The sequence below is a fragment of the Novosphingobium sp. B1 genome, from assembly GCF_900176395.1.
In the GTDB taxonomy this organism is placed as follows: Bacteria; Pseudomonadota; Alphaproteobacteria; order Sphingomonadales; family Sphingomonadaceae; genus Novosphingobium.
The window spans coordinates 69,601-90,632 of record NZ_FWXL01000005.1 but is presented as its reverse complement, the minus strand read 5'-3'; the positions used below and the strand labels follow the sequence as shown (position 1 = coordinate 90,632).

Here is a 21,032-nt window from a genome sequence, read left to right as displayed (position 1 = left end):
GCTGCAGGCATGGATGCGCTGTTTTCTTCTGGCTATGCTGCCGACATCGTGCTGGCCGCGCTTCTGATCGAAGCGATCTGGTTGCGCTGGCGGGGATGGAGCGTCGGCGATCTCCTGCCCATGCTGCTGCCCGCCGCGCTCATCGTTGTCGGGCTTCGGGCGGCGCTCACCGGGGCGGCCTGGTGGTGGATTTCCGCGCCGATTGCATTGTCGTTCCCGGTGCATATCGCCGACGTCATCAGGCGTGGTCGAAAGCTGTAGTTCTGCCTGATCCAGCAGGGCGAAACCTGCGCGAACCTACCTTTCACCTACCTTTCACCTACCCTTGACCTGCCCCAAACCTGCGCATGACCTTCGGGACGAAAAAAGGGCCCGCCGGGCAGTGCCTGGCGGACCCTTGAGATGCCCACATATTTGCGGGGGATCAGTGTGTTGCGGTCGTCACTGCTGCCGCTGCCACGGGGGCGGCAGGTGATGCAGGCGCAGCCGGAGCTGCAGGCACCGTTGCCGGCATCGCCAACGGAGCGCCCCACAGTGCCTTGTAGTCCTTGGCCATCTGGTACCCGCCCATCGGCTTGTTCTTGCCCTGGTGGCAGGTTGCACAGCTAACCTTGAACGGATCGCCCATCGGCCCCTTGCGGTGGGCAGGGAAGGCGTCCTTGAGCGAACTGATGTACTCGCCGTTGATGTTGCGCACCATGCGCAGGCCGTACCATGCCGTGGCGCGTTGCGGGGTGCTGATGTTCCATGGCTTGAACGCCTGCGCGTTGTGGCAGAACGTGCAGTTCACGCCCAGCGACTGCGACAGGTGCATCATCAGCGCATACTGCGGCTCCGTTTCCTTGATCGAAAGCTCGTTCGCCTTGGTCGGATGCAGCGTGTTCGAAACGACGCGGATGTTGCGGTCGGTCTTTGGATCGCCGGTCAGGTACAGGGCCAAAGCCGAGTTCGGCAGCGACGAATAGGCCGAGGCTGCAATCGGATTGTTCTGGCCGTGGCGGTTGCCGATGATCCCGTTCTTCTCGCCTTCGGGCAGGGCCCAGTAGTTTGCGGGAATGGCGTTGCCGCGGTGGCAGGTCCAGCAGGTGACGCCGGTCTGCTTGACGTGGCTGGACCAGTTCCCGTTGATGTTGCGCGTCATCTGCAACATCTTGCGCGCCACGACCTTGGTGTACTTTTCGTCTGACGCCATGTTTTCAGGATTGTGGCAGTAGTTGCACCCTTGCTCCGGTGCGATCCACGAAGTGATCGCGGCCATGGTGTAGGTAAACTGCTCTTCCGAAACGTCGCCCAGAACCTGGACGTTCTGGTAGGCGGCACCGGCGCGGGGGCCGTCATTCGAGGGCGGATCGTAGGGCGGGGCAGGGACCTCGTCCTTGGCCAGGGCGACCTTCTTGAGGACGACCTGGTCCATTCCGGTGCCCCGATGTCCGTTCTGCACCGACTGCTTGGGGCCAAGCTCGCACCCGGCGAGTGTCAGGCAGACACCCGTCAGTGCGGCGATTGCGATTGTCCGTTTCATTGGCCCGCACTCCCCAGCGTTGCGGGATCGATGACCCCGGTATCGGGGTACATCGGAGCATAGCCATGCTGCTGCGCCCAGAGGTACCAGTTATCGACCACGGTCCCGGTCAGCAGGATGCCGATGCCGCCGGTCAGCGTCGTCAGCACGGCAAACCACCATGCCCAGCGGTGGATCGATTCCATCGTGGCGTTGAAGCCCATGGTCCAGCGCCAGAACAGCGCCGCGCGTTCCGAGGCCGTCCCGCGATCGGTGATCTGCTCGATCTCGCGCTCACCACCATAACGGCCAACCGCAAGGATGGTCGCCCCGTGCATCGCGAAGAGCAGGGTCGAGCCATAGAGGAAGGCGATCGAGAAGGCGTGGAAGGGGTTGTAGAACAGGTTGCCATAGCGGATCGAAAAGGCAGCCGTCCAATCGAGGTGCGGGAAGATGCCGAAGGGCACCGCTTCGGCCCAAGAGCCCATGAAGAAGGGACGGATGAAGCCCAGCACGAGGTAAAGCCAGATTGCAGAGGCGAAAGCCCACGCAACGTGCGTCCCCATGCCCAGCGCCCGAGCGCGGGTATAAGTGCGGACCCACCACAGAATGATCGATGTGGTCAGGAAAAAGCCTGCCATGATCCACCATCCACCTTCGGCCAGCGGCACGAACGGGGTGAAGCCATACTTGGGCGCCGGCGGTTCAAGGCTGAGCCAGGGCAGCATGCGCACGAACTGGATCGGGTTCCAGTTGACCGAGGCGAGCATGTTGAGCCCGATGATCTCGATCGCGAAGAAGCCGAAGATCAGCGAAAACACGCCGGTCCAGCCCAGATAGACCGGGCCGATCTGCGCATGGCCGATCAGGCCCATGAGGTGGTTGAACGATCCCTTGCCGATCCGCGGCTCGCTGCCGGGTGGGAGGGCGATCCCCGCTTCGGGTTCGCCCCGCAGCTGGACCTGGGTGAAAATGTTCTGATAGGTCGCCATCGCTCAGTGCTCCTTCACGACCAGATCGGCAGGTTGAGCCACCAGGTCCACCATTCGGGCCAGCCCTTGGTCCACAGGGGCCCGCTGATCACGATGCACACCGCGCTCCAGAAGCCCGCGTTGAGGGCAAGCAGCAGACCGACACGGTGAATGCCCAGCGTGCCGACCGAGTAGCCGATGAGATCGCGGAAGAAGGTGTCCTCGTACTCGGGAGACTTCACTTCGCCGCCCTCTGGCGGATTGACTGCCGAAAGCACCAGCGCGCCGTGGAGCGCGAGGGCCAGGGTGGTCGTGAAGAAGAACGAGACTGCCAGCATGTGGGCCGGGTTGTAGTGGAAGTGGAGGTACTGGTACCCCGTGTTGGAGACCCAATCGAGGTGGCTGAAAATTCCATAGGGGAAGCCGAAGTGCCAGCCGCCCAGAAGGACGGGGCGGATCACCACCAGCGTGAAGTAGGCGAAGATCGCCATGCTGAAGGCAACCGGGACATGATAGCCCATGCCGAGCTTGCGGCAGATCTCGACCTCGCGCAGCGCCCAGCTGCTGAAGGATATCAGCGCGCAGACGGTGATGACCTGCCAGAATCCGCCCTGGGCCAGTGGCGCAAGCCCCAGGCCATACTTGAGGTCTGGCGGCTCGATCGAGATGAGCCAGGGATTCCACGTCGGCCCTTGCGAGGCGGCGTAGAAGATGAGCGCAGTGCCCAGCGATGCGAAGATCGCGGTCACCACGCCAAAGAAGCCGACGTAGAATGGACCCACCCAGAAATCGAACAGGTCGCCGCCGATCAACGTGCCACCGCGAACGCGGTATTTTCGTTCGAAACTAAGGAGTGCCATGGTTCTACCCCTCCCCGCCGCGGCGCGACGGGCTTAGCTGTGTTCTGATTGCCTGCCACAGGAGGCGGCGACGGAAGCGCCGCCGCCTCTCGCACAGTTGCGTCAGGGCGCTGCGGGCGCCGCTGCTGCTGCGTTCGCCATGCCCTGGGCCGAGTTGGGGCCATCGAGCCAGTTGAACGTATCGGTGCTGAGCAGGATGAAGTGAATCACCAGCGCGAGCACGAACAGGAACGCGAACAGGGCAACCAGAGCCCTGCGCGGATCGAAAATAAGCCAAATCCTCCACATGGTCTTAGTCCTTGTGCAAGTGTTGAAGGTGCTGCCTTTGGCCGGAGCCGATGGCAGGCCGATGCGTCAGAGCCAGGGCTTCCACATCCAGACGAGGACATGTGCGACCACTGCGACGGCGGTGAAGCCGACGAAGCTGCTCATGAAGAGTTTGTGGAATTCCTTTGCTTCCTCTGGGGTGAGGTAGGTCCTCAGCCCGAAGCGATCGTCATGATCACTCATTGCCCAATCTCCAGTCGTTGTTGATGTGCGAGAGGCGGAAGACCTCTTTCGGTATCCGCGCGGAACTGACCCGCGTGGATGGGGGAACACGGGCGACCGGAGAGCGGCGACCGTGCAAGCTGATGCGCCTGGGATGAGCGCGGAAAGACAAGTGCGCCGGTCATGTGACCTGTGCCTCGAGCATGGCGTCGGCCAGCCTGTCGGCGCTGACGCGGGATTCGTTGTGGCGGCGCGCGATGCGCTCGGCTGCATCGCGCAGGCGCTTGGCGGCAGAGATGCGCACCAGCACCGGCTGCGCTTCGACGATCTGGTCAAGCCGCGCCTTGGCGTCCTCGTCCCAAGCCAGCTCGCGGTTGTCGCGCGCGGGCGTTGCCTCCACGGCATCGAGTTGGGTCGCCAGCGGGATGATGTTGAACAGCGCATCGAACAGCGCGTTGCACACTTCCTGCACGAGATAGGTGGCGCCCGAATAGCCCATGAAGGGCGTGCCGATGTGGCGGCGGATTGCGGCGCCCGGGAAACTGGCCGGAATGTAGATCGACCGGCCGCCCTTCTCGGCGCTGTACATGCGTTCGTTATAGCTGCCGAACAGCACCAGCGGCGGGTTCGCGTGGATTGCGGCGCGCACGTCCTCGTTCCTCGGCTTGATCCCTGCGCTGCGCGAGAATGCAAACGTGCAAGGCAGGCCCATGTCGTCTTCAAGAAACTTGCGAATGCCGCGGGCATAAGTCTCGTTGGCGACGATGCCGAAGCTGGCCGTGGCGAAGAAGTCCTGCGTGACCGAGCGCCACAGGTCCCACAACGGCTTGATCGTGGTGTGCTTCTCGCGCTCGATGAACGGTTCGGGATCGAGCCCGAGTTCGGCAGCCAGCGCGCGCAGGAAGCGGGTGGTGCTGTCGAGCCCGATGGGAGCCTGGAAATAGGGCCGCTCCATCAGTTCGCACAAGTTGCGACCAAATTCGCGGTACATGCAGACGTTTGCCTGGGCATCCGCCAGCTTGCGGACATCGGCCAGATGGCTGCCCAGCGGGAAGACCATGTTGACCTCGGCGCCGATGCCTTCGATCAGGCGGCGGATCTCGTGAACGTCGCTCGCCATGTTGAACATGCCGTACGAAGGGCCGAGAATATTGACCTTGGGCTTTTCGCCTTCCTTGACCGGCTTGACCGCGGGGACGGTCTTGGGGCCGAATTCCGACCAGAGCCAGCTGAGGGCGCGATCCGCACACTGCCACTGATCCTCGTCAATGGTGCGCGGCAGGAAGCGCTTGATATTGGTGCCTTGCGGGGTAACCCCGCCGCCGATCATCTCTGCTATGGAGCCGGTGACGACCACGGCCGGCAGTTCGGGATCGAGCACCTTCCACGCGCGCTTCATCGCGCCTTCGGTGCCGGTCTTGCCGAGTTCCTCCTCGCCAAGCCCGGTCACGACGATCGGCAGTTCGTGTGGTGGCAGGCCGTCGGTATAATGCAGTACCGAAGTGACTGGCAGGTTCTCGCAGCCCACCGGGCCGTCAATGATGACCTGCAGGCCTTTTACTGCAGTGAAGACATAGACGGCGCCCCAGTAGCCGCCAGCCCGATCATGGTCGAGGACAAGGGTCATGTGCCCACCGCATCTGCCGCCTTGCGCGCGGCTTCGTTGAGGGCGGCATATTTCTTCTTGAAGGCCGGGCGATCCTGCGGGGTTTCTTCCCAGATCCCGGCGGCCGGGCCAGTGCCGACGCCTTCGAAGAACGCGGTCATCCTGTCGAAGCGTGCCTTGTTGGCCATCGCGGCGTTGATGACCTGCGCCAGGCTGCCGGCGCCGGCCACGCCCATCAGCGGACGGGCGGAGATCAGGTTGGTGAAGTAGAGCGCCGGGATGGCCTGGGCCTTGGCGTGCTGGACCACCGGAGTCGTGCCGATGGCGAGATCGGGGCGGAATTCCTCTACCGCGGCAATGTCCTGTTCGAGGCTGGCACGGAACTGGACGCGGACTCCGCGCGCCTCCAGCCATTCGCGGTCAGGATCGGACCAGCGGGTGCGCGGGCAGGCACTGCCGACGTAGGGGACGTCCGCGCCGCTTTCGATCAGCAGGCGGGCGACGAGCAGTTCGGAGCCTTCATAGCCCGAGACCGTGATGCGGCCGGTGATCGGATTGGCGGCGAGCGCTGCGCGGATCATCGGCACGAAGCGGGCCTTGGCGGCCTCGACCTTTTCGGCGGGCACATTGCAGGCGGCGCCGATGGCATCGAGCCATGCAGCGGTGCCTTCAGCGCCGACCGGGGCCGAGCCGACGACACTGCGTCCGGCGTGTTCGAATTCCCGGATGCTGGCGGTGTAAAAGGGATGGATCGCTGCGACGACTGCGCAATCGAGCGCAGCATAAAGCTCGCGCCATTCGCGGGTGGGGACGACCGGCCCTGCGGCAAGCCCCAGCGGTTCAAGCATCATGCCGATGCCGACGGGGTCGGCCGGAAACATCTCGCCCAGCAGAGTGACGGTGGGCTTGTCGGTGCGGGTGGCGGGAGCTGCGACCGGGCCCTGCGCCACTTCCTCGCGGGCATAGGCGAGCATGGCGCCCGCCAGCACATCCTTTGCCTCGGCGTGGGTCGGGATGCCAAAGCCGGGTACATCGATCCCGATGATGCGCACACCGTTGATCTGTTTCTTGAGTAACCGAAGCGGTACGCCGCTCGCGGTCGGAACGCACAGATTGGTTACAACGATCGCGTCGTAGTCAGCCGGATCGGCAAGACCTTCGACAGCCTCCTTGATGTCCTCGAACAGCTTGCCGGTGACCAGCGTTTCGGAACTGAACGGCACGTATCCGACCGTGCGGCGCGCGCCATAGAAGTGCGAGGTGAAGGTCAGGCCGTAGACGCAGCAGGCCGAGCCCGAGAGGACGGTTGCGGTGCGGCGCATACGCAGGCCAACGCGGAGCGAACCGAACGCCGGGCACATCGATTGCGGCTGGTCATGCGGGCCGACCGGGTAGTCAGCCGCGTAGCGGTCAAGCAGTTCGGACCCTAGCGCCTTGTTGGTCGCCTCGCGCAGCACGTCCGCGCCGGCGTGGCAGCCGCCGCCTTCGACCGGAGGATCGAGGTCGATCCGGTCTGGCTCGCGCGTGAGCGCCTGGCCTGCGAGGTCGGTCATGCCCTAGGCCTCGTCATAGACCACCTCGAGCGAGGGGCGCTGCTCGAATGATCCGCCGCGCATGTCAGCCTGTGTCGCCGGGACCAACTCGACGTTGCCTCCGGTGTCTTCGGGGGAGAAGAGGCCAAGCAGTCCATCCTGGTCGAGGGGCGTGGGCTGCCGCGGCGGTGCCGACGCGACATTGGATGCAAGCTCCGCAAAGAGACTGCCCCATTGCCCGCCGGGCTTGCCGATAATCTGGTAATTGGCCGACTTGCGCCGGATGTCCTCGTCCGCCGGAATGGCGCAAAGGACCGGAATGTCGACCGCGTTGGCGAATGCCTGCGCTTCGCCGGTGCCATCGTCCTTGTTGATGATCATGCCGGCGACACCGACATTGCCGCCCATCTTGCGGAAGTATTCCACCGCCTTGCAGACGTTGTTCGCCACATAGAGCGACTGCAGGTCGTTCGAGCCGACGACGATGACCTTCTGGCACATGTCGCGGGCGATCGGCAGGCCAAAGCCGCCGCAGACGACGTCACCGAGGAAATCGAGCAGGACGTAGTCGAAGCCCCAGTCATGGAAGCCAAGCTTTTCCAGCAGCTCGAAGCCGTGGATGATGCCGCGCCCGCCGCAGCCGCGGCCAACTTCGGGCCCGCCCAATTCCATCGCGAACACGCCGTCGCGCTGGAAGCAGACGTCTTCGATGCGCACATCCTCGCCAGCCAGCTTCTTGGCCGACGAGGTCTCGATGATCGTGGGGCAGGCCTTGCCGGCGAACAGCAGGCTGGTGGTATCGGACTTTGGATCGCAGCCGATCAGCAGCACGCGCTTGCCCTGCTGGGCGAGCATGTAGCTGAGGTTGGATAGCGCAAAGCTCTTGCCCGAGCCGCCCTTGCCGTAGATCGCGATGATCTGCGTTTCCTTCTTCACCTCACCGGTGTGCGGCGCGTCCGGCTCGATCGCGGCTTCATCGCGCAGGGCAGCGGCATGTGTGTCCAGCATCGTCATGCGCAGTTGCTCCAGTCGAGAACCATCTTGAGGCAGTCGGCATCGAGAAAGGCTTCCGGATAGGCATCCGGGGCTTCCTCTGCCGGGCGCTGGTGCGAAACCAGGCCAGAGAGATCGAGCGCGCCGCTTTCGATCAGGGCGCGGGTCGAGGCGAGATCATCGGGCCCCCATTCGGCCGCCACGCGGAAGCGCGCCTCGGCCCGGAAGGCGGGGGCAAAGGCAAAGCTCGGACGGTTCGCATAGAAGCCCGCCAGCACGATTTCGCCCTTCTTGCGCAGGCGCGGGACGAGCAGGTCCAGGCAATCGGCATCACCGCTGGCGTCGTAGATATTGGCGTAATCGCGGCGGTCATCGTCCTTTGGCGCGATGACGCTGTAGCCCCGGGCGCCATTCCGCCGGGCGGGCTTGTTGTCCCAGACGACAGGCGGCGGCGCGCCGGCAGCAATAGTCATCCGCGCGAGCAGGCGACCAAGCGTGCCATGACCGACGATGAGATCGGGCGGTTCGCCCCCATTCATCGCGTGAAGCGCCGTTGCGGCAAGCGCGAAGAGCACGCCATCGGCACCAAGCGACTCGGAGACGGGCAGGGCGCGAGCGGACGGGACGATGACACGTCGGGCCGTTCCGCCAAACAGTCCGCGGGCGTCGCGATAGCAGGTGGCGCCAGGGACGAAGACCCATTCACCGACCCGGGTTGCCACTTCGTCGCCAGCATCGACGATGCGACCGACAGACTCGTAGCCCGGTACCAAGGGATAGCCCATGCCGGGAAAATTGGGCATTTCACCCGACCACAGAAGCTTTTCTGTGCCCGCGCTTATGCCGCTCCACTGAATTTCGACGAGAAGATCGGACGGGGACAACAGGTTGCCACCAACTTCGGCGTCACCGCTTCCGCTCAGCTCAAGCTTGCGCAGCGCCAGGCGCCTTGGAGCTTCCAATATGACCGCCAGCGACTCCATGCCGGTCTTCCCCTCTCAGGCCTGATCGGCCGGTCTGAAGGCCCAAATGAGTCCGTCAGACACCATTCACCATACGCTAACGTTGATAGGTGTCAATCATATTGGACGGCATGTGATGTCAATATGAACAGACAATGACGCTGGCAATTACCGGCATTGCAGTGGTGCGGATGACGCAGCGGGAGAATCCTGCTGCGCTGGCAAGAGCTTCGTATTCCCTTGCGGTGCGCGGCCGTCCCGAATTCATCGCCCATAAGTAGAGGCCGAAATAGGCATCGCCCATCGGCTTGGCGTTGCGCGCGCCGGCCATGGGTTCTGCAATGACGAGCCTGCCACCGGGTGGCAGGGCTGTGCGGGCTGCCCGAAGGATCGCAAGGCATCGATCGTCGTCGTGGTCGTGCAGAATGCGAACGAGCGTCATGCAATCGTAGCCGGTCGGCAGCGGAGTCGCGAAGAAGTCTCCGGGGTGGAGAGCGATCTGCGCCATGTCCGAACCGCATCCGGCCAGAACCGGGGGGAGATCGAACACGCCGAAGGCCAGGGCAGGGCAAGCCTTTGCCACGGCCCTGACGAAGGCGCCGTGCCCGCCGCCTATGTCGAGCAGGCGGCGATGGCGGGCAAACGGGTAGGCGGCAAGCGCTTCGCGAGCCACCATCGCTTGCGAGCCGGCCATGAGTTCTGAGTAGCTCTGTGCCTTTCGGCCTTCACTTTCAGATGCATAGTGCCAGAAATCCGAGAGCTTGGTGGCGCTGGCGCGATCCTGCCTGAGGAGGGCAAGGGGATCGGCCAGATCGCTGTAAAGCAGCGGATGATGGCGAACCATCGCCAAGGCACCGGGATTGGACAGAAGGGCAGCGCCCTGTTGCCCCAGCATCCAGCAGCCCGGTGCGACTTCTTCGGCAAGATCGAGCGCGGCTGCCGCGCGCACCAACCGCAGTGCAGCGTCACGACTGAGTCCCGTGGAGTGAGCCAGTTCGGCGGCGTCCTTGGGGCCTTGGTCCAAGAGATCGAGCAACCCTGCCTGCACGGCTGCAAGCAGGACCTGTGAGTAGCAGAACCCGGCAACGAGATCGAACGCACTTGCTGCCCGCCGCCGCGATACTGCCGCGAAGAAGGGCAGGCGGGCGGCCCAGTACTGGAAGGACTGGTCCTGAAGAACGCGGTTGCGCCATTGCACCCATCGCTGCCGCCAGCGTGGGGGCGCGTTTGCCAGCTTCGGCGGATCGAGTGGCAAGACATCAAGCATTTGTCCAAACTATTGGACATTTATCATGTAAAGGTCAATTGTATGCTTGTCGGGCTGGAGTCCGGGGAGAGAGTGTCTTGCCATCGCGCGTGACGATCATTGGTGCGGGGATTGGCGGACTTGCTGCGGCTGCGCTGCTCGCTTCGCGCGGATGCGAGGTCACCGTGATCGAAAAGGCCTCGGGACCAGGTGGAAAGGCACGCCAGCTGATTGTCGATGGTGCCGCCGTCGACGCGGGTCCGACCGTATTCACCATGCGGGATGTGTTCGAGGCTCTGTTCGCCGAATGCGGCGCGGAATTGACCGACTTCGTCACAGTCCGGCGTGCCGAGGTGATTGCGCGCCACGCCTGGGACGCAGAGCAGCAGCTTGATTTCCACGCCGATCCGGAAGCGAGCGAGGCCGCGATCGGCGAGTTCGCCGGGGCAGAAGCAGCAAGGGGGTACCGCGCCTTTCGCCACGAAGCAGCCCGCATCCATCGGATCCTCGACCAGTCGATGATGCGGGGAAGCAAGATATCCTGGCCATTACCGCTGATGTGGCGCATCGGGCTGTGGCGCGTTGCAGATCTGATTGCGATCAGGCCCTACGAATCGATGTGGAAAGTGCTGGGCGAACACTTCGCCGACCAGCGCCTGCGCCAGCTATTCGCCCGATATTCGACTTACTGTGGATCCTCGCCGTTCGAGACACCGGCAACCCTGATGCTGGTGGCGCATGTCGAGGCGACCGGGGTGTGGCTGATCGAAGGCGGCATGAGCGCTCTGGCAGCAGCGCTTGTGCGGCTTGCCCAGATGCACGGCGCCAGGTTCCGGTTCGGCACGGCAGCAGCCCTGATCGAAGCCGACCAGGGCCGCGCATCGGGCGTGATCCTGCAAACCGGCGAGCGCATAGCCGCCGATGCGGTCATCGCCAATGCCGACCCCGAAGCCCTGGCGAGCGGCGGGTTCGGGCCCTTGGCAGCTATGGCGGTGAGTTCTCATGGCGTGCGCAAGCGGTCTCTGTCGGCGATGGTCTGGCTTGCCCATGCCCGGACCGAGGGCGTTGCGCTGCAACGCCACAACGTGTTCTTCTCGCCCGACTATCCGCGCGAATTCGCAGACATTCGGGCAGGAATGCCGCCGGTCGATCCCAGCGTCTACATCTGCGCGCAGGATCGCGACGCTGCGGAGCCGATTTCCCCCGGCACCCGTGAGCGCTTGCAGATCATCGTCAATGCGCCGGCCAACGGCGATACCCACACCTACACTGAAGAGGAGAAGGCGCAGTGCACACTGGCCATGAGGCGCAGCCTCGAGCGCTGCGGATTGCAACTGGAGACGGGCTTTCCGCACACGCTGCTGACGCCCAACGCCTTCGAGAGCTTTTTGCCCTCGACCGGGGGAGCGATCTATGGTCGGGCCTCGCACGGCTGGGCGGCGTCCTTCCTCCGGCAGGGAACGCGGACCCGGATCCCTGGGCTCTATTGCGCGGGTGGAAGCACCCATCCGGGGGCCGGGGTGCCGATGGCCGCCTTGTCCGGACGGCTGGCGATGCAGGCGGTGCTGCAAGACCTCGCTTCGATGCGCAGGTCCCACCCGGTGGCTATGGCTGGTGGTATGTCGATGCGATCAGCGAGTGCGGACGCCACGGTCTGACGATCATCGCATTTATCGGCAGCGTTTTCTCGCCTTTCTACAAGAAAAGCGGGAGGGGTGATCCGCTGCAGCACTGCGCGCTGAACGTCGCGCTTTATGGGCCCGGCGCACGGTGGACGATGACCGAGCGGGGGCGTGGCAGCGTGACACGCGATGCCGACAATCTCCAGATCGGGCCCAGCTCGGTGCGGTGGACGGGCAACGCGCTCGAGATCGACATCGAGGAAATGGACAAGCGTGTCGGCGTGCCATGGCAGCGGCGGGTTGCCGGAAAAGTCCGCGTGATTCCCGAAGCCCTGAACGAGCGCAGTTTCGCGCTGGATCCGCAAGGCCGGCACCGCTGGCATTGCATCGCGCCGCGGGCGCATATTGAAGTGACGATGGCCAAGCCGGGGCTGAGATGGAAAGGCAGCGCCTACCTCGATTCGAATTTCGGATCGGAGTCGCTCGAGGAAGGCTTCCGCGTCTGGCATTGGTCCCGGGCCCATGGACGGAGCGGGTCGGTCGTCTGCTACGAAGGCATTCGCCGCCATGGAGAGGGCTTTGCCAGCGCCCTGCGTTTTGGCGCTGACGGCGTGCCGCACGAACAGGAAACCTTGCCGCCGGTCGCGCCCTTGCCAGACACGCTGTGGCAGATGGAGCGCAGGACGCGGGCTGATCGCGGCCATGCCAGCGTGATCCGGACGTGGGAGGATGCGCCGTTCTATGCCCGGTCCACGCTGTCCGCACGACTGTTCGGAGAGCCTGTGACCGCCGTGCAGGAAAGCCTCGATCTCGATCGTTTTTCCTCGCCGATCGTGCAGTTCATGCTGCCTTATCGGATACCGCGAGGCTAGCCTTCTGGGCTGTCGTTCTGCTTCCTCGCCTTGTCGCGAGCGATTTCCTTGTTGATCGAGCGCAGTTGCCACAGGCCGAAGCCCAGCGCGATAGCGGCAAACACGACGATTTCTATCCAGCCGAAATTCTCGCCGATGGCATTCATGTAGGGTTTCCCTGCTGTTGGTGGGCGAAGCTGCAAATCTCGTCCGCGACCAGATCGGGGCGCTCTTCGTGCGCGAGGTGCCCCAGTCCCGGCAAGACCAGCAGGCGGCAATCGGGAAGACGCCGTGCCGCTTCCTGCACCGATTGCAGCGGTATTGCCGCATCAGCGCTCGAATGGATCAGCAGGACCGGGCGAGCAAATTGCGGCAATGCGCGGCTCAGACCTTCAAGATCCCAGCTTGCCATCATCTCCATGGCACCAGCGCAATGCCGGGTGTTGCCCATGAGCACCTCGTAGGCGGCAATCCCGCGGGCATCGATCGTGGAGGCGGTGGCACGACGCAGGAACCGACCGGTTTCTCCGGGGATGCGCGCGATTCCCGCGAGCATGCGGGGCACGAACGGGTTGATGAACAGCATTCTGGCAAGCGATGGAAACAGTTTCGCGGCAAGGCCGGGGAAGGGCATGAGCGCGGGGTTCAGCCCGACGACTGCCACGTCGTTGCCGCGTGTGCTGGCCAGTTGCAGGGCAATTGCCGCCCCGGCCGAATGTCCGACGATCAGGCGTGGCTCCACGTGCAGAGCCAGCAGCAGGTCGGACAGCGAGGCTGCTATGGCCTGCAGCGCCAGGCCACCGCGCGGACGACCAGAGGTAAAGCCATGGCCGGGAAGGTCGGGTGCGATGACGGTGAAGTGCTTCGCCAGCATCGGCAGCAGATCGCGCCAACTGTGCGTTGCGGCGCCGGTGCCATGCAGCAGGAACAGGGCGGGGCCTTCCCCGGCGACCTGCACATGCCATTTCAGCCCGGGTGTCTCCACGAAGCGGCTGGCTTCGCGGTTCGGCCAATTGCCGCCCTCGACCGACCATCGCGGCCCGCTCATGCGCGTTTCTTCTGTGGTTCGGCAGCGATCGTCACGGCAGCCTTGAGCGCCTTGGCATCGGCGAAGGGCAGAGCCAGGTAACGGGCGTGCATGGCCTGCGCGATGCGGGCAGCTTCGGGCCGGGGGCGGGGAGAGATGTCGATGACGACGGCGTCGAGGCCGGCGCTGGCGATCCCCTTTGCCGCAGCAAGAGCATCTGCGTTTGCCCTCGCGCGGCCGGCTGATCCGTCGGCCGCGATGTTGGCGCTGCCGTCGGTCAGAAATACGAGGAACGGCGTGCGGCCACGACTTGCCACTGCGTCTGCAAGCTGGCGGGTGAGTGCGATTCCCCGGGCCAGCGGGGTGCCGCCCCCGCCGGGCAATTCCGCAAGCGCGCGCTTGGCGCGCGTGAGCGAGCGCGTCGGGGGTAGCAGCACCTCTGCGTCGGTCCCGCGGAACGCGATCAGGGCCACTTCGGCGCGTTTTATGTAAGCCTGGGCGAGGATCAGTTCGACTGCGCCCTTGGCTTCGGACAGCCGGGCCAATGCGGCAGATCCCGAGGCGTCCACCGCGAAGATCGTGACGGACGTTGCGCGCTCCTCGAAGCGGCGGACGCGCAGGTCGTCACGCCGGAAGCGGATCGGGCCTGCACCTTCAGGAGCGGGATCGCGGCGGCGCAGCGGCTGCCACGGGATCGCTGCTCGCAAGGTATCGACCAAGGCCATGCGTCTGCCGCCGCCGGGAACGCCGGGTCTCGCGCCAAGGGGCTTGCCTCGCAGTGCCGAGCTGGTTCGCCGCCCCGCGCCGCCCCCCCGGGCCGAGCGTTGCGCGCGGCCCGATGCGATCAGCTCGAGAACGTCGGGCGGGATAGCTGCGCGCGCAGCCTCGATCAGCAGCTCTTCAGGGACGCCGGGCGCATTTTCGTCGTCGTCATCTACATTGTCATTCTGGGGCTGCTCGGCCTGTTCAGATTCCGGCTCTGCTTCGGGGGAAGGCGGGGCTTCAGGTTCTGGCGGAAGCTGGGTGGCACGAGGGACGAGCGCGAGGCGGACAGCCGCTTCGAGATCAGACTGGATAGCAATTTCCCGCCCGGCCAGCCTGGCGTGGGCCCTTGCCGCCGCTGCCGCTTGAAGCACTGGCCGCATCGATGCGATGCCGAACGCGGCTGCCGTTGCGGCAAGGGCGGACAGGGCTTCATCTCCGAGCAGCGGCAATGATCCACCAGGGATCGGCGCGGGCAAGGCGCAGTCACAATCCGCGCTTCGCACATCGTGCAGACCGAGATCGAAAGCCACCCGTTCCATCAGCGCGAGGGGAGGGCGCTCATCCGGTCCATCACCGTCGTCGAGGAGGACAAGCAGGAAGTTGCCGCCATTGTCGAGCGCCTGCGCAATCCGGCCGGCGATGTCCTGCCGGAGTCGTTCGGCCATGGGCACGATCAGCACGCCGCCGGCACTTTCCGCCAGCAATCCCCGCTGCAGCACCAGCGTTCCGCTGACGAGACTGGAGGTGATATCGATCCCGCCTGTGAGCCGGTCTTCGTCGATATGGCCGGGCAGGCGTCGGACAGGCGTGTCTGCGGGAAGCAATGCGCGCAACGCCTGCACCACCATATCGCGGGCAGGCCCTCCGCCACGCAGGACCATGCCGCCAAGCTTGCGATCCGCGGCCAGCAGGCGCGCTGCAAGGAGCGCATCTGCCATACCCGAAGTCATCGCGCCGGGTTCATGAGAAGTGTTCGGCTATCGCGCGGTCGATGCGGGCTGTCGATCCGCTCTCGTCAAGAACGTCGCGGCGAAGGCGGTGGCGAAGGGCCATCGGGGCAATCTGCAGCAGGTGATCGCGCTTGACGATCCTTGCTCCCTTCAACGCAGCGTAAGCCCGAGCCGCACGCATCAGCGTCAACTCTCCGCGCAAACCGTCGACGCCAACCGCACTGCAGATCTGCGCAGCATCGATCAGGACGCTTTCGGGCATCTCGATCTTCGCAAGCTTCTTCTGGCCGCGCGCAATCAGCTGAAGGGCCTTCTCATCCCATTCCGCCCACTGAGCGGCGAAAGCTTCACTGTCGGCGTCGTGCGCGGCGCAGCGGCGCATGATCTCGACCCGTTCGGCAAGGATCTTCGGGGTGCGCACTTCGACCGAGAGACCAAAGCGGTCAAGAAGTTGCGGGCGCAATTCACCCTCTTCCGGATTGCCGCTGCCGATGAGCACGAACCGAGCCTTGTGCCGGATCGACAGACCCTCACGCTCGACGACGTTTTCACCTGACGCCGAGACATCAAGCAGGAGGTCGACGAGATGGTCCTCGAGCAGGTTTATCTCGTCGATGTAGAGGAAGCCGCGATGCGCACGGGCAAGAAGGCCGGGTTCGAAAGCCTTTTCACCGGTGCGCAAGGCACGTTCCAGATCGAGCGAACCGATGACGCGGTCTTCGGTTGCGCCCAGCGGCAGGTCGACGAATGGGACCGGACGCTTGCCAGCTTTGGTAGACCGGCAGGGATCGGGGCAGGTGTGGGGGGCTTCGGGCGAACAGCCGTAGCGGCAATCCTCTACCACCGCGATGGGCGGGAGCAGCGCGGCAAGAGCGCGGGCCGCGGTGGACTTTCCGGTGCCACGGTCACCGAACACCATCACCCCGCCGATGGATGGATCGATCGCAGCGATCAGGAGAGCGAGCTTCATCTCGTCCTGACCGACGATCGCAGAGAAGGGAAAGCGCGCCATCTGTCCAGAAGTGTGGACACATATCGCCGTCAGGACAAGAACAATTATTGCTGCCTTGAAGTCTTCATCAGACGCGACTTGAGGAGGTGCATGGTCCACCAGACGCCAAGCACCATCGGCACGACAAGCAGGCCGACGATGAATTCATCCGAAACGCCCAGCGCCGTGTCAGGCAAGGCATAGAGGGCATATTTCAGAAGGCCGAGGACATAATAGCTGAGTGCAACGGCCGACAGGCCCTCGACCAGCTGTTGCAGCCGCGCCTGCATGGTGATCGACTGCTCCATCGATCGCAGCAGCTCGGCGTTCTGATTTTCGATCCGGGTATCGATCCGGGCCCGCAGCAGCGATGCCAGTTGTTCGGTGCGGTGCGCAATACGCTCGATCCGCTCGGTAGTGGCGCGGCACGTGTTCATCGCCGGGCGAAAGCGCCTCTGCGTGAAATCGACCAGCGACGCATAGCCTTCGACAGGTTCGACCCCGAGCTGTTCGAGTCGCTCCTCGACGATCTGGCCATAGGCGCGGGTTGCATCCATGCGGAAGGAAATGGCAGTCGAGACCGACGCAAGGTCGAGCGCAAGGCCTGAGAGTTCCTCCAGCAGGCTGTCGTCGCGTGCATCGCTGTCGGCGATGCGGTTCGAAAATTCGCGCAAGCGGTCTTCTGCAGCATCGAGTTTGGGCCAGCATTCGCGGGCAATCGGCAGGCCAAGCAGTGCCTTGTTGCGATAATTGCCCAGTTCCTGAAGTCGCTGGATCTGACGCGTCAGGTCACGCCGGTCGATGCCGTTGGCGGCGACGAGCAGACGGCCGAAACCATCGTCCTTCAGCCGGAAGTCCGACCAGATGCGGATACCGCCCGCAAGCCGGCTGGAAACCAGTTCATCACGATTGAACGAATGACGTTCGAGCAATCGTTCGATTGCGGCATCATCCTCGCCCAGCCAGACCCGGGTGCTGCGCACCACGCGCCCTGGCAAGGTGTTGGCCCAGGCGATGGCTGCTGCAAGTGGCGGATGACTGTGCGGATCCAGAAAGCCAGGCTCGTCGCATGATGAGCAGAACAGGGTAAGGCTGCTGCCCTCGCTCTGCCTTTCCCATGTGAACGAGACATGCTCGTTGACGTGGCCTTCGCGATGGGTGGGGTTGCCGACACTGTCGTGCGTCGCGGTAAGTGCTTCGATCAGCGAGAGTTCTTCAGCGCGTTCGGCATCCTCGACGGACAAGGCCCATTGCACGATGTGGCAGGGAACCGGGAGCAGCGGCCAGCGCCGCAAGTGCATTTCACCGACCGCCCTGCTTCTGAGCTCGTGATCGCGCATCGGTTGGCCCCCCGCGGGGCTGACGGCAAGAAACCCGATCTGGCCTGTCGCCGCCCTGTCCGGAAGCTAGGCGATGTTTGCGGTCAGGCCAAACGGATTCCCGGCCAATCCCGACCGAGCGACCGGGGATTGCCCAAAAGCACTACGCCGCCATACGCCAAACGGCGAAGGCTATTGACCGCGTGAACGTTCTCAATTAGGTGAACGTTCACAAGGCGGCGGTTGCCGTGCGCCTTGCGTATTTTTCCGAGCGCTGAATTCATAAGGCGCCGGAGAAGGGGAGGATCATGAGCGTTTCCACCACCCGTTCCGCTGCCGTTCGTGCGACCAGCGTCTTTGCCCTCGCGCTGGCCCTCACCGGGCAGGCGGCGTTTGCGCAGGAAGTCGCGGCCGACGAACCGGCCGAGGGCGATGCCATCGTCGTCACCGGCATCCGTGCCTCGCTTTCCAAGGCGATGGACATCAAGCGCACCGCGCAGGGCGTGGTCGACGCGATCTCGGCCGAAGATATCGGCAAGTTCCCGGATACGAACCTTGCAGAGTCGCTGCAGCGCATCACGGGCGTTTCGATCGACCGCAACAGCGGTGAAGGCTCGACCGTCACGGTCCGCGGCTTTGGTCCCGATTTCAACCTGGTGCTGCTAAACGGCCGCCAGATGCCGGCTTCGAGCCTTGGCGGCAGCAGCGGCGCTCCGGCCTCGCGCTCGTTCGACTTTGCCAACCTTGCCTCAGAAGGCATCGCCGGCGTCGAAGTCTACAAGTCGGGTCGTGCTTCACTGGCCACCGGCGGTATCGGCTCGGTCATCAACATCAAGACGGCGCGGCCGCTTGATCGTGCCGGCTTCCATGGCAGCATCGGTGCCAAGGCGGTCTATGATACCTCGTTGTTCGACGGCACCAGCATCACGCCTGAAGTCTCGGGCATCATCAGCGATACCTTCGCCGACAACCGTATCGGTGTGCTGCTGACGGGCTCCTACCAGGACCGCAAGGCCAGCCAGGCGCAGTTCAACGCGGGTTGGCGCGAAGGCTATCTCGGTTCGGAAAACAACTGGGGTTCGCTGGCGCAGCCGGGAACGCCTGCCGCCGCCAACATCCAGAACCGTCCCGGCCCGAACGACATCTACCAGGTGACGCAGAACGCCGGTTACGACTTCACCACGTTCCGCCGCAAGCGCATCAACGGTCAGGCTGTCGTGCAGGTGAAGCCCACCGACACGCTGACGGCGACCGTCGACTATACCTTCTCGCAGAACACCATCGACGCGCGCACCAACTCGATTGGCGTCTGGTTCAACCACGGCGACACCTCGAGCAGCTGGACCGACGGTCCGGCTGCAGGGCCGAACTTCTATGCCGAGAACTTCGGGCCCGGCAAGGATCTTGCCATCACTGGTGCGGTCGCGGCCAACCGTTCGCGCAACCAGTCGATCGGTGGCAACCTGAAGTGGGACGGTCCGGGCGGCTTGCGTCTTGAGCTCGACGGTCACCACTCGACCGCAGAAAGCAAGCCGACCAAGCCTTATGGTTCGGGCATTGCCGTGGGCAGCGCGATCTTCGGCGTGCAGTCGCAGAAGGTTGACTTCACGCAGGACATGCCGGTCATCAGCGTCAAGATGTTCCCCGGCTCCGAGATCAAGGCTTCGAACATCCGTCCGGCCGGCAACGCATTTCGCACTGCCTACCAGCGTGACGAGATCAACGAAGTCACCTTCCGCGGCGGGTACGACTTCGATGCCTCGTTCATCGACAGCCTCGACTTCGGCGTGACCTACACCGAAAACAAGGTGCGCTCGGCGTTCGGCGTCATCCAGAACGATACCTGGGGTGGCACGCTGACGGCAGCAGAAACGCCCGACGATCTCTACCAGGTCCGCGATCTGCCCAAGGATCTTGCCGGAATGTCCGGTGCGAACGATCCGTCGATCATCCCGAACTATTTCGACATCAATACCGATGGGCTGATCCGTCTGCTCGACAGCAAGCTGGGTATCTGCAGCACGGCTGTCGCTGCCGGCACCTGCATTGCCAAGTACACCACCGACCGTACTGTCCGCGAACGTACCTGGGCGCCCTACCTGCAGACCACGCACTCGTTCGATCTGGGCGCTGGCACCGCGCATCTGCGCTTCGGCCTGCGCTACGAGAAGACCAAGATCGACTCTTCGGCTCTCGTGCCGATCCCGGTTCGCACCGTGTGGACGGGTGGCAACGAGACTGCCATCGACTACGGCGCGACGCCGACCATCGCTGCCAGCACGCTCAAGGGCGAGTACGAGAACTGGCTGCCCGCGATCGACTTCGACATGGAGCCGGTCGAGAACGTCCGCCTTCGGGCATCGTACAGCCAGACGATCACGCGGCCTGACTACAACTCGATGCAGGGCGGCCTGACGCTCGCGTCTCCGATCCGCATCGGTGGCAGCACGGCATCGAGCGGCAACCCGGGGCTGCTGCCTTACAAGTCGAACAACGTCGATCTTTCGGCTGAGTGGTACTACGCGCCGACCAGCTATGTGTCGGTCGGGTTCTTCCACAAGAACGTGAAGAACTTCATCAGCCAGACGCAGGTCAACCAGCCCGCGTTCGGCCTGACGAATGCTGCCGCTGGTGCCAACGCTGCCGCTGCCCGTGCCGCGCTCGGCCCGAATGCAACGGCGCAGCAGTTGCTCGACTATATCGGTCAGCGCTTCCCCTCCACCGTTACCCGCGATGCTGCTGGCAACGTGACGGGCGTGATCGGTCAGGCGTCGGACCCGTTGGTGAACTTCATCACCACGCAGCCGACCAACAGCGATCAGCAGGCCAAGCTGTGGGGCTGGGAATTTGCTGTCCAGCACAGCTTCTGGGACACCGGCTTCGGCACGATCCTGAACTACACTGTCGTCAAGAGCGACACCAAGTTCGACAATGCCATCCGCTATACCGTGCCGCAGTTCGCGGTGAACGGGGTCAGCGACAGTGCCAACGCCGTCCTGTTCTACGACAAGAACGGCCTGCAGGCTCGCGTCGCCTACAACTGGCGCGCAGGCTTCCTCTCGGGCTACGGTTTCGACCCGTACTACGTGAAGGCCTATGGGCAGTTCGACGCCAGCGCATCGTACGAAATCCGCAAGGGCGTGACGGTGTTCGTCGAGGGCATCAATATCACCAACGCCGATCGCAAGGGCTATCAGCGTAACGAGCAGACCGTGTTCTTTGCGGCACCGGGCTATGCGCGCTATGCTGCCGGTGCACGGTTTACCTTCTGAGCCTGATGGGATGACCTTCGGGTAACGAAGAACCGGCGGCCCGTATTGCTTCGGCAGTGCGGGCCGCAGGGGTTT

Annotated in this window: 19 protein-coding genes; 4 read left to right on the top strand and 15 right to left on the bottom strand. The window is 64.1% G+C overall.

Features of this window, described 5'->3' with window-relative positions:
- Window positions 1-9: 9 nt before the first annotated feature.
- A complete protein-coding gene (locus B9A23_RS10370) occupies window positions 10-261 on the top strand; it encodes a hypothetical protein (protein ID WP_084278797.1) in 252 nt (83 codons plus the stop codon).
- 163 nt (window positions 262-424) lie between these two features.
- Here B9A23_RS10370 and pufC read toward each other — a convergent pair whose 3' ends face one another.
- The 10 genes from pufC to B9A23_RS10320 all read right to left on the bottom strand — a co-directional run bounded on the left by pufC (window position 425) and on the right by B9A23_RS10320 (window position 10,181).
- Window positions 425-1,522, bottom strand: coding sequence for a photosynthetic reaction center cytochrome PufC (gene pufC, locus B9A23_RS10365; RefSeq protein ID WP_084278795.1), 1,098 nt, complete (start codon window positions 1,520-1,522; stop codon window positions 425-427).
- Window positions 1,519-2,493: a photosynthetic reaction center subunit M gene (pufM, locus tag B9A23_RS10360; protein ID WP_084278793.1), complete on the bottom strand. Its 975-nt coding sequence runs from the start codon at window positions 2,491-2,493 to the stop codon at window positions 1,519-1,521. The genes pufC and pufM overlap by 4 nt, the downstream gene beginning before the upstream one ends.
- Window positions 2,494-2,507: 14 nt before the next feature.
- A complete protein-coding gene (gene pufL / locus B9A23_RS10355; protein WP_084278791.1) occupies window positions 2,508-3,332 on the bottom strand; it encodes a photosynthetic reaction center subunit L in 825 nt (274 codons plus the stop codon).
- 102 nt (window positions 3,333-3,434) lie between these two features.
- Window positions 3,435-3,620 (bottom strand): light-harvesting antenna LH1, alpha subunit, encoded by a 186-nt coding sequence (gene pufA, locus B9A23_RS10350; protein WP_039336613.1) that lies wholly within the window; start codon window positions 3,618-3,620, stop codon window positions 3,435-3,437.
- Window positions 3,621-3,686: 66 nt separating this feature from the next.
- Window positions 3,687-3,842 carry a light-harvesting antenna LH1, beta subunit gene (gene pufB / locus B9A23_RS10345; RefSeq protein WP_082013438.1) on the bottom strand — a complete coding sequence of 52 codons (156 nt, stop codon included), beginning with the start codon at window positions 3,840-3,842 and terminating at the stop codon, window positions 3,687-3,689.
- Between the two features lie 160 nt (window positions 3,843-4,002).
- Window positions 4,003-5,448, bottom strand: a complete 1,446-nt coding sequence (bchZ, locus tag B9A23_RS10340) for a chlorophyllide a reductase subunit Z (protein ID WP_084278790.1) — start codon at window positions 5,446-5,448, stop codon at window positions 4,003-4,005.
- Window positions 5,445-6,980, bottom strand: a complete 1,536-nt coding sequence (bchY, locus tag B9A23_RS10335) for a chlorophyllide a reductase subunit Y (RefSeq protein ID WP_084278789.1) — start codon at window positions 6,978-6,980, stop codon at window positions 5,445-5,447. Before bchY ends, bchZ begins: the two co-directional genes overlap by 4 nt.
- Window positions 6,981-6,983: 3 nt before the next feature.
- Entirely contained in the window at window positions 6,984-7,973 is a 990-nt protein-coding gene (locus B9A23_RS10330; RefSeq protein ID WP_084278788.1) for a chlorophyllide a reductase iron protein subunit X, read from the bottom strand.
- Entirely contained in the window at window positions 7,970-8,935 is a 966-nt protein-coding gene (gene bchC, locus B9A23_RS10325; RefSeq protein WP_084278787.1) for a chlorophyll synthesis pathway protein BchC, read from the bottom strand. Before bchC ends, B9A23_RS10330 begins: the two co-directional genes overlap by 4 nt.
- A gap of 118 nt (window positions 8,936-9,053) precedes the next feature.
- Window positions 9,054-10,181 carry a methyltransferase gene (locus B9A23_RS10320; protein ID WP_084278786.1) on the bottom strand — a complete coding sequence of 376 codons (1,128 nt, stop codon included), beginning with the start codon at window positions 10,179-10,181 and terminating at the stop codon, window positions 9,054-9,056.
- A gap of 89 nt (window positions 10,182-10,270) precedes the next feature.
- On the opposite strand from B9A23_RS10320, the gene crtD reads away from it, so the two are divergent.
- Together crtD and B9A23_RS10310 are read left to right on the top strand one after the other, a co-directional pair.
- Window positions 10,271-11,818: a 1-hydroxycarotenoid 3,4-desaturase CrtD gene (gene crtD, locus B9A23_RS10315; RefSeq protein WP_254895072.1), complete on the top strand. Its 1,548-nt coding sequence runs from the start codon at window positions 10,271-10,273 to the stop codon at window positions 11,816-11,818.
- Window positions 11,791-12,654 (top strand): hydroxyneurosporene dehydrogenase, encoded by an 864-nt coding sequence (locus B9A23_RS10310; RefSeq protein ID WP_368655938.1) that lies wholly within the window; start codon window positions 11,791-11,793, stop codon window positions 12,652-12,654. The genes crtD and B9A23_RS10310 overlap by 28 nt, the downstream gene beginning before the upstream one ends.
- Here the strand turns inward: B9A23_RS10310 and B9A23_RS22770 are convergent.
- Genes B9A23_RS22770 through B9A23_RS10290 form a run of 5 tightly spaced genes read right to left on the bottom strand, consistent with a single transcriptional unit; the run spans window position 12,651 to window position 17,706 of the window.
- A complete protein-coding gene (locus tag B9A23_RS22770) occupies window positions 12,651-12,800 on the bottom strand; it encodes a hypothetical protein (RefSeq protein ID WP_176217955.1) in 150 nt (49 codons plus the stop codon). The two genes, B9A23_RS10310 and B9A23_RS22770, sit on opposite strands and share 4 nt — an antisense overlap.
- Window positions 12,797-13,681, bottom strand: coding sequence for an alpha/beta fold hydrolase BchO (gene bchO / locus B9A23_RS10305; RefSeq protein WP_084278783.1), 885 nt, complete (start codon window positions 13,679-13,681; stop codon window positions 12,797-12,799). Before bchO ends, B9A23_RS22770 begins: the two co-directional genes overlap by 4 nt.
- Window positions 13,678-15,363, bottom strand: a complete 1,686-nt coding sequence (locus B9A23_RS10300; protein ID WP_254895071.1) for a magnesium chelatase subunit D — start codon at window positions 15,361-15,363, stop codon at window positions 13,678-13,680. Before B9A23_RS10300 ends, bchO begins: the two co-directional genes overlap by 4 nt.
- Before the next feature lie 22 nt (window positions 15,364-15,385).
- Window positions 15,386-16,387: a magnesium chelatase ATPase subunit I gene (gene bchI, locus B9A23_RS10295; protein WP_084278781.1), complete on the bottom strand. Its 1,002-nt coding sequence runs from the start codon at window positions 16,385-16,387 to the stop codon at window positions 15,386-15,388.
- A gap of 44 nt (window positions 16,388-16,431) precedes the next feature.
- Window positions 16,432-17,706, bottom strand: coding sequence for a DUF3422 domain-containing protein (locus B9A23_RS10290; RefSeq protein WP_084278780.1), 1,275 nt, complete (start codon window positions 17,704-17,706; stop codon window positions 16,432-16,434).
- Between the two features lie 287 nt (window positions 17,707-17,993).
- Here B9A23_RS10290 and B9A23_RS10285 point away from each other — a divergent pair, with 287 nt between their 5' ends.
- Window positions 17,994-20,957, top strand: coding sequence for a TonB-dependent receptor (locus tag B9A23_RS10285; protein ID WP_084278779.1), 2,964 nt, complete (start codon window positions 17,994-17,996; stop codon window positions 20,955-20,957).
- The last annotated feature ends 75 nt before the right edge of the window (window positions 20,958-21,032 follow it).

What these genes read in the sequence shown, in the direction of transcription:
- bchC (WP_084278787.1), bottom strand. Translation starts at nt 8,935, where the DNA reads ATGGAGTCGCTGGCGGTCATATTGGAAGCTCCAAGGCGCCTGGCGCTG.
- B9A23_RS10285 (WP_084278779.1), top strand. Translation starts at nt 17,994, where the DNA reads ATGAGCGTTTCCACCACCCGTTCCGCTGCCGTTCGTGCGACCAGCGTC.
- pufL (WP_084278791.1), bottom strand. Translation starts at nt 3,332, where the DNA reads ATGGCACTCCTTAGTTTCGAACGAAAATACCGCGTTCGCGGTGGCACG.
- B9A23_RS10330 (WP_084278788.1), bottom strand. Translation starts at nt 7,973, where the DNA reads ATGACGATGCTGGACACACATGCCGCTGCCCTGCGCGATGAAGCCGCG.
- bchI (WP_084278781.1), bottom strand. Translation starts at nt 16,387, where the DNA reads ATGGCGCGCTTTCCCTTCTCTGCGATCGTCGGTCAGGACGAGATGAAG.
- pufC (WP_084278795.1), bottom strand. Translation starts at nt 1,522, where the DNA reads ATGAAACGGACAATCGCAATCGCCGCACTGACGGGTGTCTGCCTGACA.
- B9A23_RS22770 (WP_176217955.1), bottom strand. Translation starts at nt 12,800, where the DNA reads ATGAATGCCATCGGCGAGAATTTCGGCTGGATAGAAATCGTCGTGTTT.
- B9A23_RS10320 (WP_084278786.1), bottom strand. Translation starts at nt 10,181, where the DNA reads ATGCTTGATGTCTTGCCACTCGATCCGCCGAAGCTGGCAAACGCGCCC.
- bchY (WP_084278789.1), bottom strand. Translation starts at nt 6,980, where the DNA reads ATGACCGACCTCGCAGGCCAGGCGCTCACGCGCGAGCCAGACCGGATC.
- bchZ (WP_084278790.1), bottom strand. Translation starts at nt 5,448, where the DNA reads ATGACCCTTGTCCTCGACCATGATCGGGCTGGCGGCTACTGGGGCGCC.
- B9A23_RS10290 (WP_084278780.1), bottom strand. Translation starts at nt 17,706, where the DNA reads ATGCGCGATCACGAGCTCAGAAGCAGGGCGGTCGGTGAAATGCACTTG.
- B9A23_RS10300 (WP_254895071.1), bottom strand. Translation starts at nt 15,363, where the DNA reads ATGGCAGATGCGCTCCTTGCAGCGCGCCTGCTGGCCGCGGATCGCAAG.
- pufM (WP_084278793.1), bottom strand. Translation starts at nt 2,493, where the DNA reads ATGGCGACCTATCAGAACATTTTCACCCAGGTCCAGCTGCGGGGCGAA.
- pufB (WP_082013438.1), bottom strand. Translation starts at nt 3,842, where the DNA reads ATGAGTGATCATGACGATCGCTTCGGGCTGAGGACCTACCTCACCCCA.
- pufA (WP_039336613.1), bottom strand. Translation starts at nt 3,620, where the DNA reads ATGTGGAGGATTTGGCTTATTTTCGATCCGCGCAGGGCTCTGGTTGCC.
- bchO (WP_084278783.1), bottom strand. Translation starts at nt 13,681, where the DNA reads ATGAGCGGGCCGCGATGGTCGGTCGAGGGCGGCAATTGGCCGAACCGC.
- B9A23_RS10370 (WP_084278797.1), top strand. Translation starts at nt 10, where the DNA reads ATGGATGCGCTGTTTTCTTCTGGCTATGCTGCCGACATCGTGCTGGCC.